The sequence below is a fragment of the Variovorax endophyticus genome (assembly GCF_025376855.1).
Taxonomy (GTDB): Bacteria; Pseudomonadota; Gammaproteobacteria; order Burkholderiales; family Burkholderiaceae_C; genus Variovorax.
Genome location: NZ_JAHUTH010000007.1, coordinates 212,887 through 225,754, shown reverse-complemented (window position 1 = coordinate 225,754; position 12,868 = coordinate 212,887). Strand labels below are relative to the sequence as shown.

Below are 12,868 nucleotides of genomic sequence, written 5' to 3'. Positions count from 1 at the left end.
CGCATTGTCCCTCGTCCGAATGTCATTCCCAGGGCCGGGCCACCGCCGCTTCGTACTCCCGCGGCGTGCCGCAGAAGACGATCTGCTCGGCGCCGATCAGTTCGTAGGCCACGCGCGCGCCGCGCTCGATCAGCGCGTTGTAGCAAGGCGCGATGTAGTACTCGCCGCGCGTCAGCAGCTGGTGGCGTTGCTGGTGCTCGAAGGCCTCGTCGAAGACGCTCGCGTCGGCGAAGTGGTAGAGGCCGTCGCTGCACAGGTTGGAGATCCGTTCCTTCTCGGTGGTGCGCAGCACCGAGCGATCGGGCCCGGGTTCGACGAAGGACCAGTGCTCGCCCTCGCCTTCGAACACCTCGAGGTAGCCGGCGGCGCCATCGGCCAGCGCAGACTTGCGGAAACCGGGCCGGATGGTGTCGATGTTGAAGACGTAGACCGCTTCCTCGCTGCGCAGCGCCTGCAGCCCGCGGTGCACCGAGTCGGCCTGCCCCAGCGTGTCGCCGTCGAGCTCGACGATGTGGAAGGACTTGACGCCCAGCGCCTTGAGTTCGCGCACCAGGAACTCGACCACGTCGTGGTCGCGCCGCACCACGAACAGGAACAGGTCGTCCTGGAAGTAGCGCTCGAAGGACTTCACCACATGGAAGAACACCGTGCGCCCGTGCAGCGGCAGCCGGTACTTGGGCAACGTGTAGCCGGCCTCGGTGAAACGGCGGCTCTGGCCCATCATCGGAATCACGAACATCCCTCAGTGCTCCATCTGTTCGTAAAGGCGCAACGCATTGGCCAGCATCGCGCGCTGGCGACGCGGCGCGTCCTGGTGCAGCGGCAGCATCGACAGGAACAACAGCACCGTGATCGGCGCCACGTGGCGCGCGGTCATGCCGTTGAGCAGCGGCAGCGCCGCGAACAGCTTCTGGATCGCGGCCACGTCCTCGTCGGCATGGATGCGCAGGCGGAAATCCAGCCCCGTCCCGTCGTCGATCTCGAAGGCATCGGCCACGATGTAGTCGTACAGCCCCAGCACCGAATGCGCGAGCTTCGCGAGGTCGTAGCGCAGGTCGCCGACGAGCCGCGGTTCGTCGCGGAAATTGAGGCCGCGCGGATCGATCAGCTTGATGCAGTCCGAGCGGGTGTCGAACAGGATGTTGCTGAAGCACAGGTCGCCGTGCATCACGCCCGGCACCAGCGGCACGCGCGCCGCGGCCTCGAGGCAGCGCTCGAGGATCTCGGCCAGCGAGGGCAGCGCGCGCCCGTTGAGCCGCGTGGGCGAAGACAGGCTCGTCCCGCTCGCCGTGGCGTAGGCATCGAGCCGCGCGCGCGTCTTGTCGCCCAGCATGCCGCGGCTGTCCTGCGCCACCGCCTGGTGCTCGCGCTCGCCGAGCGGCACCGCCGTCTGGCAGGCCGAGAGCCAGTCGGCCAGGTGCCTGAACACGCGCGACCAGAAGGCGGTGGAGTTGCGGCCGTGCACGTAAAGCTCGTTGAGCGGCGCCATGCACAGGTACTCGAGCTCGTAGCCGTAGCCCTCCTCGACCGCGCCGCGGTCAAGCAGCTGCGGCGCATACACGCGCAGCCGCGGCGGCAGCGCGTCGAACCAGCGTGCCTCGGCCTCGAGCTTGCGCGGCTGGCTGCCGGTCTTGCGCACGCGCCGGTCGCCGATGGCGAGGTCGTTGAAGGCGCGCTGCGTGGTGATGCGCGCGCGCGAGCGGTAGAAGGTGTTGACGTGGCCGAAGTCCGACCACTGCGCGGTCTGCACGCGCTGCAGGTAGCAGGCCTCGTCGTAGGCCGAGACCGCGCGCTCGAACGAACCGCGCGCGGCCACCAGGCATTTGGCGAGCCGGCTGACCGACTGGAACGCGAAGTAGCCGCACCACACGCGCACCGCGGTCTCCGTGCCGTGGTCCACCTGCCAGTCGTAGTCGTCGGCCGACTCGGCCACGCTCAGGCAGTCCCAGCCCGTCGGCAGGTCGTTGATCAGCGTGTCGCCCAGCAGCAGCCGCATGCCGTCGTCGTAGCGGCCCACGGTGTTGATCGAGAACAGCAGCGAATCGGCCAGCGTGAGCCCGTCGGGCACGCGCAGCACCTGGATCGCGTGCGCTTCCAGCGCCTGCGCGTCGCGGTGCGAGACGGCATGGCTCTCGGGCAGCGAGAGGTAAATGGGCTCGCCCGGGAAGTGCCTTGCCAGCAGCGCGGCCTGGTGCACGAACAGCCGGTGGTTGGCCACCGGCAGGAAGGCCGGCGGCAGGCGGCCGAACTCCGACTGCAGCTCGGAGTCGACGTAGGCCGCCGAGGTGACGACGATCACTTCTCTTGCTCCAGCAGCCGGTCGATCTCCTCGCGGCTGTACTTGAGGAATTCCGAGGGACGGATCGCGCGGTCGTCGACGTAGAAGCCCTCCTCGCCGCACCAGGGCTTGCCGACGTGGATCTCGTCGTAGGGCACGTCGTGGCGGGCCAGCCAGTCGATGATGATCGGCAGCGTGTGGGCGTTGATGCGGCCGACGTTGCCGCCGAAGCTGTTGACGTTGCGGCTGGTGTAGATCGAGATCGAGAAGCCCTGCTCGCGGTAGCTGCGCAGCCGCTCGATCATGTCCTCGCGCGGGCGGGCGTTGGGATAGTCCTTGCGTTCCGCCACGCACAGCGTGTGGTCCAGGTCGAAGATCAATCGTTTCAAACAGGGCTCCTAGTTCGCGGCGGCCGGGTCGATGGCCAGGAAGCGCGAGAGTTCGTCGTTGTTGCGCACGCCGGCGGCGGCCACCGCGCGTTGCACCACGCGCATCATTCGCGGGTTGTGCGCCGGGTCGCGCTGGTCGGCATCGGGCCATTGGTAGGGCGGCAGGCCGCGCTCGCGCGCCACGGCCTCGGTCTCCTCGCCGAGTGCCTGCAGGATGCGCAGCATCAGCGCATGGCCGCGCCATATCTCGTCGCGCACCACGGGCGTTCCATCGGCGAAGCGGCGCGCGCGCAATTCGTCGGGCAGCGCCATCGGCGGCTCGCCGGCCTTCGCCAGCTCGGCCAGCCGGTTCCAGAAATGCCGCACGTCGTAGGGATTGGGATTGGCGAACACGCGCGCGCGCAGTTCGGCCGGCGTGGCCGGCAGCGGCGTGCTCCACAAGGTGGGGTTGCGCCGGTTCTCGGCCAGCGTCACCCACTCGGCCCACTTCGCCATGCCCTCGAGGTACCAGCTGGCGCGGAACATCGCATGGCCGTACTGGAACAGGTGGAACAGCTCGTGCGGGATCAGGTAGTCCTTCACCCGCTCGTGGTTGCCCGCGAGCGCGGCATTGATGGCAATCGAGAGCGTGCAGCGGTCGGCGCGCGCGCGGCTGTCGGGGTAGCGGATCACGGCCGAGAACGAAAGCCCGCGCTTGTCCGCGACGCCGGGGCTGTAGGCATCGAAGTTCAGCAGGTCGATGTCGATGGTCTCGGCCTGCCGGAAGCGCGGGCTGCGCAGCGGATCGCGAAAGCCGTTGGCCAGGTAGATGCGACGCACGGTGTCCAGGTGCAACGCGGCGTCCTCGACCATGTCGGGCACGCCGTTGCCGTTGAGATCGACGCCGGTGTAGAGCGCATGCGGCCCGTCGAGCGCATAGAAGACGCGGATGCCGTTGAACTCGTGGCGCTGCGTCAGCGCCAGCCGGTGCGCATTCTTCGAGATGCGGCAGCCCGCGCCTTCGGGCCCCTGCTGCAGGCCCGGTTCGCGGTCGGCCTGGTCCTGCGCGCGCGCAGCGCCCGGCAGCAAGCCAAGGAACAGGCCCCACAGCACCGACAGGGCCAGCAGGGCCTGCATGCGACGCACCCGTGTCACCGCGGCGCCGCGCCGGCCAGGGCGTTCCACAGCAGGCGGTCCATCTCGCTGGCCGGGCCCGCGGGCAGGTCGGCCGACAGCATCGCGCGCAGCTCGCCGCGGCCATAGGCGGCGGCGGGCACGGCCTCGACGGCATGGATGTGCTCGAGCGGCCGCCGCCGCACCCCCTGGAACAGCAGCGCATGCGCGAGCGAACAGTGCGAACGCAGCCGCTTCGGAAAGCCGAACCAGTTCTCGCGGATGGCCTGGGTCTGCAGCCCCAGCGTGTTGGCATAGCAGCCCATGGCTTCGGGCGATCCGACCGCGAACTGGTCGCCGGCATAGAGCGTCTTGGTCACCGCGAGGTGGTTGAAGAACAGCACGCGCTGACGGCGGCAGGCCTCGGCCATGCCGGCCCAGTCGGGCGCGGCCGTGCCGGCGCGGAAGGCGCGGTCGGGCCGGATGCGGATGACCAGGTCGTAGTCGCCACCGTCCTGCAACATCAGGCGGTGCGCCTCCTGGATCTTGTAGAACATCTTGAGCTGGTTGTTCGCATCGTTCTCGAACTCGGGCCGCCGGTGGCTCTCGATCGCCACCACCGCGTCGGCGCCGTACACCGCGCGCAGGTCCGCTTCGCCGAGCGTCGACGACACCTCGAGCCTGGCGAAGAAGTTCGGATAGGCCTTCTTCATCGCGGCCAGCCCGTAGCGGAAGCCGGCCTGCCGGTAGGCCTCGGCGAAGGGCGCGAACTTGAAGATCCGGTCCACGCCGTTGCCCGACATCGGATCGGGAAAGCGCCAGCCCGTGTCCTCCCAGGTATGGACGAAGTACTTCACCTGGTGGCCGTCCAGGCCCAGGTGCTTCCAGGTCTGGAAGGCGGCCGCGTAGCCGCGCATCTGGCCCGATACGCACACGGCGATGCGCAGCGGCGCGCCGGTGGCCGGCGCGGTTGCATCGGAGCGTGCCGCGCCCGACTCGAAGGCGCGCGCGATCCTCGCGCTGGCACGCGCCTGCCTCGCCTGCTTGCCGCCCTCGGCCGGCGGCAGGTGGCGCACCTGCGCGAGGATGCGCTCGTACAGCGCCTCGTCGAACAGGCCATAGCCGAGGATCAGCAGCCGGCAGATCGCCGCGTCGCTCAGGCAGCGCAGGCCTTGCGGGTCCTCCAGCAGGTCGTTCGCGAAGGCACGCAGCAGCGCGCCGTTCGCGGGCAGCACGCTCTGGAAGAAGCGGCACAGCGTCTCGTGGTCGCAGCTCTGGAACAGTTCGACCAGCATCTCGCGCCGCAGGTCGTCGCCATAGCCGCGGAAGCCCTCGACCGCGAGCATCAGCGCGGTGCGGTCGCGCGGCTCGGCGAATTCCCGGTGCTCGAACAGCGGCCGCGCCACGCCGGCCAGGCTGCGGTAGCTCGCGCCCTGGTGGCGCTTGAGGCCCGCGAGGAAGCTCGCGAAGGCGAAGGGAAAGGCCTCGAGGGTCCGGGCCAGCCGGGCCGCATGGCCATCGATCTGGCCCGCGATCATCTGCACCGCGCCCGCATCCATCTCGCCCTTGGCGGGAAAGTGGCGCGCCCAGATCTCGCCGCCGCGCAGCTCGAGCGCCGCCGCGACGTTGCCCGACAGCACCAGCGCCTCGTGGTAGCGCAGCACGATCTCCTTCTCGAAGGCATGGCCCTCGCCGAGGGCGCGGCGCAGCCGGTAGAGGCTCAGCTCATGCTGGTCCGCGCGCGTGAAGGCCGCCAGCGCGGCCTCCATGTCGGCGACCGAGGTCCAGGCCTCGGAAGCGATCGCTTCGAGCGGAGCGTCTTCCCGCCACATCGCTCAGGCCGCCAGCGCCGCGGTTTCGGCCTCGCGCACCACCGGCAGCCAGGGCGTGGTCAGCATGCCGATCGGCGGCGGCGTCTCCAGGCTCATCAGCAGGTGGGCGCGGCTCGAGGGCTGATTGCTGCGGTTCACGGCGCGGTGGTTCACGTCCACGCGCACCAGCCAGGCCGAGCCGTCGGCGGGCAGGTGCACGCTCTCGATGCTGCCGTCGGCGCGCTGCCATTCGAAGAAGCAGTTGGGGTTGGTGATGATCGGCACGTGCAGGCGCCAGGCCTCGCGCACGGCATCGGTGTGCAGCGGCATCTCGTCGCCTTCGCTCTCGAGTTGCATGATTCGCGCGCGAAAGGGCTTGAGGCCGCGCGCGGACAGCGCGTCCATCACCTCGGCGAGGCTGCCCGAGCAGGCGTCGGTGGGCTGCGTGCCGCGGCTGGGCATGGCGGCATTGGGGTTGATGCGGCGGATGCCGTCGATCAGCGTGCCGTCGCGGCTGGTCACGGCCCAGCCGATGTAGTCGACGCGGTTGTCGCGGTAGGGCGTCGACGGCAGCGTCTTCACGTGGTGGAGGAAATGCGCGCGCAGCGCGTCGATGTCGATCTTGAAGTTCGCCAGCCGGGCGAACATGACGTCCTTGGATTGCTTCACGGTCTCTCTCCTCGGTTCCCTGGATGAATGGCCATCGCGGACGATGGCGCCGGCCCGCGCGCGGCGGGCGATGCGCAATGGCTGCGCAGGCGCTGCACGGCAAAGCGCAGCGCGGCCCGGGCACGAGGCCGGACCTAGGCGAGGGAGGAGGAAAGGCGCGGCGGCCGCTTCGGCGGCGCGAGGAAGGTCGAGGAGGAGAAGAAGGCGAAGGACAGCGGCAGCACGCTGCTCAGCGTGATCAGGTCGATCGCGTAGCCCTCGAACAGGACCTCGATACCGTGCCCGAGGTCCGCATCGTCGGCGGACGCCGAGGCGGACACCGACGTGCCCGCACCGCGCGGATAGTCATCGGAGGAGGCCGAAGCATCGGACCACAGGGTCTGCGCGACGAGGTCGCGGTGCATGCCCGCCTCGACGAGGATTTGCGCGAACACCACCACGGCCTGACAGCACAGAAGGACCGCGAGGACGAACGCAACGAGCGAGCGGGACATGACCGCCAAATCTTAGCGGCAGATACTCCACCTCGGAAACAATTCGTTCACCTTTACAACGGTGTTTGGCGCAGTGAGAACTACGGTTTTCGGTAGCTTCTCGCGCCTTTCGCGACGCGTCGCACCGGCAACTCGCCGGCCTGCGGCAGGCGTTCGCGCAGAAAATCGATCAGCGCCTGTGCCGCCACGTTGCGCATCGGCCCCGGCAGATAGGCCAGCACCACGCGGCGTTCGATGCGCGGCTTCGACAGCGCCAGCACGACCAGTTCGGGATCGCGCAGCGAGGCCGTGTACAGCCGCGGCATCAGCCCCAGCGCCTGGCCGCCGCGCACCAGCGCATAGAGAGTTTCGGAGTAGCTCACGCGCAAGGGCTCGAGCCCCTGCGCGAACTGCGCGCGCGCGGGATTGCCGAGGGCCGGCATGCTGCCGCTCTCGAACAGCACCAGCCGCTCGCGGCCGATGCGTTCCCACTCCGTCTCGCCGGCCGCGGCCAGCGCATGGTCGCGCCGCACCACCAGCACCAGCGGGTCGCGGAACAGGTCCACGCATTCGAGCCCGCCCGGCGGCTCGGTGATGGCGGCCACCGCCATGTCGAGCTGGCCGCTGCGCAACTCCGCCAGCAGCGTGGTCGAGGGTGCGTCGCGCCATGCGAGCTCGACCTCGCCACGGCCCGGCATGGCCGCGAACTCGGCGGCGGCTGCCGCCACGCGCGCGGCGGCCGAGGGGATCACGCCGATGCGCACGAAGGCCCGGCCGCGCCGCACCGTGCTCTCGATGTCGCGCAGCGCCACCTCGACCGTGCGGACCAGGAAGTCGGTGCGCGCCAGCACCTCGGCGCCCAGCGGCGTGAGCTCGACGCGGTGCGTGGAGCGCGTGAGCAGCTGCGCGCCCAGCAGCTTCTCGACCTGCTTGATCGCATTGCTGAGCGCGGGCTGGGTGATGGCGAGGCGCCGCGCCGCGCGGCCGAAGTGCGCCTCCTCGACCAGCACCGAGAAGCACTGCAGCTGGCGCAGCGTGAGCGCGCGCAGCGGCAGCGAGGACGCGGCCGGCTCGGGTGCGGCCGGGGACTTGGGAGCGCGCGAAGAGGTGGCCATGCTTATAGATCGGACGAATCAAATTATAGAAATTCAAAATTTTCCTTATCACCTCGCCCTCACTAGACTGGCCCGCATGACCGCCAGCCCCTCCGCCAGCCCGTCTTCCGCCGCCCACGGCTTCGACCTCGAAGCCATGCTGCGCGCCATTCCCAAGGTCGAGCTGCACTGCCACCTGTTCGGCACCGTGCGCCACGAGACCTTCAAGCAGCTCAACCTGCGCGCCGGCTCGCCGCTGGCGGCCGACGAGATCGAGGGCTTCTACACGCGCGGCGAGAAACCCGTGGGCGTGCTGCGCGTGCTGCGCGCGCTCGACGCCGAGCTGGTGCGCGGCCCCGACGACCTGCACCAGCTCACGCTCGAATACCTGCAGGACGCCGCGCAGCACAACGTGCGCCATGCGGAGTTCTCGTGGAACCCGACCGGCACGGTGCAGGTATCGGGCATCCCCTATGCGCTCGCGCAGGGCGCGATCGTGCGCGCGATCCGCGATGCGAAGCAGCAGTTCGGCATCGACGGCCGGCTGATCGGCGCCATCGACCGCGAGGCCTCGCCCGCGGCCGCGCTCGAGATGGTCGAATGGATGGCCGCGAACCGCTGCGACGAGGCGATCGGCATCGGCATCGACTACCGCGAGGTCGACCGCCCGCCCGAGCTCTTCACCGAGGCCTATGCGCGCGCCCGGCAGGTCGGCCTGCGCACCACCGCGCATGCCGGCGAGTTCGGCATGCCCTGGACCAACGTGCGCACCGCGCTCGACGTGCTGCGCGTGGACCGCATCGACCATGGCTACACCGTGGTCGACGCACCGGAGTTCGCGCGCGAATGCGCCGAGCGCGGCGTGCTGTTCACCGTGGTGCCGACCAACTCCTACTACCTGCGCACCCTGCCGCCCGAGCGCTGGGCGCTCGACCATCCGATCCGCCGCATGCCGGGCCTGGGCCTGCGCATCCATCCCAACACCGACGACCCGACCCTGCACAAGGTCACGCCCACGCAGGCCTGGCTGATGATGGTGCGCGACTTCGGTTTCGGCCTCGACGACCTGCGCGGCTTCATGCTCAACGGCCTCGACGGCGCCTGGATCGACGAGACGCAGCGCCGCGACTGGCGCGCGCAATGGAGCGACGCCTTCGACCACCTGCGCAGCCGCCTCGGCGATGCGCCCACTTCTTCCCAATCCCACGCCTGAAGCCCGCCATGAAAGCCCTGCGCCCTCCCCTGCTCGCGGTTGCGACGCTCTGCGCCGCCCTGCTTCCCAACCTCGCCCCGGCCCAGCCCGCCTGGCCCTCGGCCAAGCCGATCACGCTGATCGTTCCCTACACCGCGGGCGGCAGCGTCGACGTCAATGCGCGCCTCGTCGCCACGCGCCTGGCCGAGCGCCTCAAGCAGTCGGTGGTGATCGACAACGTGGCCGGTGCCGGCGGCGCCATCGGCGTGGCCAAGGCCGTGGCCGCCGCGCCCGACGGCTACACGCTGGTGGTCGGTCCCGACAGCGCGATCGCCATCGGCCGGCTGGTCAATCCCTCGGCCTTCCGCTTCGATCCGCTCAAGGACCTGGCGCCGGTCGGCCTGCTCAACACCGCGCCGATGGTGCTGGTGGCGCGCCCCGGCCTGCCCGCGAAGAGCTACGCCGACTTCGTGCAGCTCGCCAAGGCCGCGCCCGGCAAGTACAACTACGCCACCTCGGGCGTGGGCACCGTGCTGCAGCTCGCGATGGAACTGCTCAAGCAGCGCAGCGGCATCTTCGTGACCCACGTGCCCTACCGCGGCGGCGCGCAGATCGCCACCGACGTGATCGGCGACCAGGTCGACCTCGCGATGCTCGTGAGCACCAGCGCCATCCCGCACGTCAACGGCAAGCGGCTGCAGGCGCTGGGCATCACCGGCACCAAGCGGCTGCCCTCGCTGCCTGGCGTGCCCACCTTCGACGAGATGCCCGGCCTCAAGGGCTTCGACATGGTGAGCTGGACCGGCATCTTCGCGCCCGCGAAGACGCCACCCGCCGTCGTCGCGCGCATCAACCAGGAACTCGAGGCCGTGCTGCGGGAGGAAGGCGTACGCAGCAAGCTCGCCGAGCAGGGCGCCTTGCCGGGCAGCGGCACGCCCGAAGCCTTCGGCCGCTTCGTGCAGGCCGAGTACGCGCGCAACCAGAAGATCGTGCAGACGGCCAACATCAAGGAATGAGCGCGGCGCGGCCGCCATGGCGCATGATCGATCGCCGCACCGTCACCGGCCTTCGGAGATCGACCCCATGCCGACCGCGTCCCCGCTCCCGCGCCTTCGCCTGCTGCTCGCGACCCTGCTGCTGCCCGCCCTGCTCGGCGCCTGCGCCAGCCTGCCGCCGCCCGTGGCGCAGGCGCCCGTCGCCGCGATCGCCGACTACGCCGCCACGCCGCTGAACGCCATCGCGCAGCAGGCACTGGCACCGGGCAACGCATCGGGCTTTCGCCTGCTGCCCTACGGCCCGACCTCCTTCGCCAGCCGCATCGAGCTCGCGAAGCTCGCCACCCGCAGCCTCGACGTGCAGTACTACCTGCTGGCCGGCGACAACACCGGCCGCGCGCTGATGCGCGCGCTGCGCGATGCCGCCGCGCGCGGCGTGCGCGTGCGGCTGCTGGTGGACGACCTCTACACCACCGGCGAGGACGAGCTGCTGCTCGGGCTGGCCAGCCATCCGAACGTGGAGGTGCGCCTGTTCAATCCCTTCCCGGCCGGCCGCGGCAGCGACCTCACGCGCTTCGCCGCGTCGGCCATGGATTTCGAGCGCATCAACCGGCGCATGCACAACAAGCTGTTCGTGGCCGACAACGCCGCCGCCGTGGCCGGCGGGCGCAACATGGCCGACGAGTACGTGATGAACGCCAGCGCCAGCAACTTCATCGACATGGACGTGTTCGCCGCGGGCCCGGTGGTGCGCGAACTCTCCGACGCCTTCGACCACTACTGGAACAGCGAGGCCGTCTATCCCGTGCAGCGCATCGCGCGCAGCAGCCTGACGCCGGCGCAGCTGCGGCAGCGCTTCGAGGAACGCACCGCAACGGCCAGGCCACCGCAGGCGCCGCGCATCCCCGACGACGGCGTCATTCCCAACGCCACCGAGGGCGAGCCCAGCGCCATTCCGCTCGAGATGGTGCCGATGATGAACCTGCCCTTCGAGCTGGCCGAGCGCAGGCTGAGCCCGCTGCTCGCGGCCGACGCGCGCGTGCTGTTCGACCCGCTGACCAAGACCCAGGGCTGGAACGAGCGCGAGAACTCGAACAAGGGCACCGTGACCGAATCCGTCGTGCGCTGGTTCCGTACCGCGCAGCGGACCATCAAGATGGTCTCGCCCTATTTCGTGCCCTCGGACGCGGCCGTCGCCAGCCTCGCCGAGGCGCGGGCCGCGGGCCTGGAGGTCGAACTCGTCACCAATTCGCTGGCCTCCACCGACGAGCCCTGGGTCTACGTCGGCTACTGGCCGCACATCCACCGGCTGCTCGAGGCCGGCGTCGAGATCTACGAGCTGAGCCCCTCGCTGAGCGTGCACCGCGGCAAGCTCGGGCTGTTCGGCCATGGCACCGGCGCGCTGCACATGAAGAACGGCATCGTCGACCATCGCCAGGTCTTCCTCGGCTCGATGAACCTCGACCCGCGCTCGGCGCGGCTCAACACCGAGCTCGGCCTCATCATCGACAGCCCCGACATGGCGCGCCAGCTCGAGAGCTTTGCCGACACGCGCAGCTTCTACCGGCTGCGGCTCGATGCGAAGGGCCGCAACGTCGAGTGGGTGGACCAGGACGACGACACGCGCGTGTTCGACGTACCGCCCGAGACGACGGCATGGCAGCGCTTCAAGCTGCGGCTGCTGGGGCCGTTGATTCCGCAGAGCCAGTTGTAGAAGCCGCATGTCCCGCTCCGAACGCCTGCTCGCCCTGGTCCAGACCTTGCGCCGCCATCGCCGGCCCGTCAGCGGCCAGGCCCTGGCGGCCCAGCTCGACATCAGCCTGCGCACCCTCTACCGCGACATCGCGAGCCTGCAGTCCCAGGGCGCGTCGATCGAAGGCTCGCCCGGCCTGGGCTATGTGCTCAAGCCCGGCTACGTGCTGCCGCCGCTGATGTTCGGCCCCGAGGAGATCGAGGCGCTCGCGCTGGGCCTGCGCTGGGTGGCCGACCGCGGCGACAGGGCGCTGTCGGGCGGCGCGCACGATGCGCTGGCGAAGATCGCCGCCGTGCTGCCGCCCGAATTGAAGCGCGAGCTCGAAGCCTCCGCGCTGCTCGTGGCCGTGGGGGCGAAGCGCGTGCCGGCCGCGGTCGAACCCGACCTGCTGCGCGCCGCGATCCGTGCCGAGCACAAGCTGCGGATCGGCTACGACGATCCCGGCGGGACCGCGTCGCAACGCGTCATCTGGCCCTTTGCGCTCGTGTACTTCGAGCAGTCGCGCGTGCTCAGCGCCTGGTGCGAACTGCGCAACGACTTCCGCAACTTCCGCGCCGACCGCATCGTCGCCGCCGAGATGCTCGATGCACGCTATCCCCAGCGCCGCCAGGCGCTGCTCAAGGCCTGGCAGCAACGCGTGCGCGAGAGCGGCCGCACGATACTGCCGGAATCTGACATGCCCTCTTCCTAAGCTCGCGCCATCGTTCATTCATCAGGAGATCGGCGTGAAGTTTGCATCCGTGCGTCTAGTCACCCAACAATTCGAAGCCCTCGTTGCGTTCTATGCGCGCCTCTCGGGCACCGAGGCCACCCGGCTGGCCGATGGCTTCGCGGAGATCCGGCTGGAAGGTGCGACGCTCGCCATCTCCGAAGAGCAGCTCGTGCAGCGCTTCAATGCCGGGGCAGCGACGGCCGCGTCGAATCGCTCGGCGATCCTCGAGTTCGAGGTCGCCGATGTCGAAGGGACGCTAGCGCGCATGGAAGAAGCGGCCGAGGTCGTGATGCGACCGACCACGATGCCGTGGGGCAACCGGTCGCTGTTGCTTCGCGATCCGGATGGGAGTCTGGTGAACGTGTTTTCGAGGCCGGCGGGCTAGCGAGGGCCCTTCGGCGTTACACGCG

At 69.9% G+C, this 12,868-nt stretch carries 13 protein-coding genes; 5 read left to right on the top strand and 8 right to left on the bottom strand.

What is annotated here, in order from left to right; translation table 11 throughout:
- Positions 1-22 precede the first annotated feature (22 nt).
- From KV106_RS11740 to KV106_RS11705, 8 genes are all read right to left on the bottom strand, one after another.
- Positions 23-739 (bottom strand): glycosyltransferase family 2 protein, encoded by a 717-nt coding sequence (locus KV106_RS11740; protein ID WP_057592439.1) that lies wholly within the window; start codon positions 737-739, stop codon positions 23-25.
- 3 nt (positions 740-742) lie between these two features.
- Positions 743-2,299, bottom strand: a complete 1,557-nt coding sequence (locus KV106_RS11735; RefSeq protein ID WP_261210468.1) for an aminoglycoside phosphotransferase family protein — start codon at positions 2,297-2,299, stop codon at positions 743-745.
- The gene (locus KV106_RS11730) at positions 2,296-2,667 is read right to left on the bottom strand and encodes an HAD family hydrolase (protein ID WP_261210467.1); all 372 of its coding nucleotides are present in this window, start codon (positions 2,665-2,667) and stop codon (positions 2,296-2,298) included. The genes KV106_RS11735 and KV106_RS11730 overlap by 4 nt, the downstream gene beginning before the upstream one ends.
- A gap of 9 nt (positions 2,668-2,676) precedes the next feature.
- On the bottom strand, positions 2,677-3,783 hold the full coding sequence (locus KV106_RS11725; RefSeq protein ID WP_261210466.1) for a hypothetical protein: 1,107 nt from the start codon (positions 3,781-3,783) through the stop codon (positions 2,677-2,679).
- A gap of 14 nt (positions 3,784-3,797) precedes the next feature.
- The gene (locus KV106_RS11720) at positions 3,798-5,591 is read right to left on the bottom strand and encodes a hypothetical protein (RefSeq protein WP_261210465.1); all 1,794 of its coding nucleotides are present in this window, start codon (positions 5,589-5,591) and stop codon (positions 3,798-3,800) included.
- Positions 5,592-5,594: 3 nt separating this feature from the next.
- Positions 5,595-6,239, bottom strand: a complete 645-nt coding sequence (locus KV106_RS11715) for an aspartyl/asparaginyl beta-hydroxylase domain-containing protein (RefSeq protein WP_082321981.1) — start codon at positions 6,237-6,239, stop codon at positions 5,595-5,597.
- Between the two features lie 134 nt (positions 6,240-6,373).
- On the bottom strand, positions 6,374-6,733 hold the full coding sequence (locus KV106_RS11710; protein WP_261210464.1) for a hypothetical protein: 360 nt from the start codon (positions 6,731-6,733) through the stop codon (positions 6,374-6,376).
- Between the two features lie 80 nt (positions 6,734-6,813).
- Entirely contained in the window at positions 6,814-7,827 is a 1,014-nt protein-coding gene (locus KV106_RS11705; RefSeq protein WP_261210463.1) for a LysR family transcriptional regulator, read from the bottom strand.
- A gap of 76 nt (positions 7,828-7,903) precedes the next feature.
- Here KV106_RS11705 and KV106_RS11700 point away from each other — a divergent pair, with 76 nt between their 5' ends.
- The 5 genes from KV106_RS11700 (at position 7,904) to KV106_RS11680 (ending at position 12,843) form a co-directional block, all read left to right on the top strand.
- Positions 7,904-9,019, top strand: a complete 1,116-nt coding sequence (locus KV106_RS11700; protein WP_409976510.1) for an adenosine deaminase family protein — start codon at positions 7,904-7,906, stop codon at positions 9,017-9,019.
- 8 nt (positions 9,020-9,027) lie between these two features.
- Positions 9,028-10,014 (top strand): Bug family tripartite tricarboxylate transporter substrate binding protein, encoded by a 987-nt coding sequence (locus KV106_RS11695; protein WP_057592431.1) that lies wholly within the window; start codon positions 9,028-9,030, stop codon positions 10,012-10,014.
- A 67-nt stretch (positions 10,015-10,081) separates the two neighbouring features.
- Positions 10,082-11,707: a phospholipase D family protein gene (locus tag KV106_RS11690; RefSeq protein WP_261210462.1), complete on the top strand. Its 1,626-nt coding sequence runs from the start codon at positions 10,082-10,084 to the stop codon at positions 11,705-11,707.
- Positions 11,708-11,714: 7 nt separating this feature from the next.
- Positions 11,715-12,437 (top strand): helix-turn-helix transcriptional regulator, encoded by a 723-nt coding sequence (locus KV106_RS11685; protein WP_261210461.1) that lies wholly within the window; start codon positions 11,715-11,717, stop codon positions 12,435-12,437.
- 34 nt (positions 12,438-12,471) lie between these two features.
- Complete coding sequence (locus KV106_RS11680) at positions 12,472-12,843, top strand: VOC family protein (protein ID WP_261210460.1); 372 nt, start codon at positions 12,472-12,474, stop codon at positions 12,841-12,843.
- Positions 12,844-12,868 lie beyond the last annotated feature (25 nt).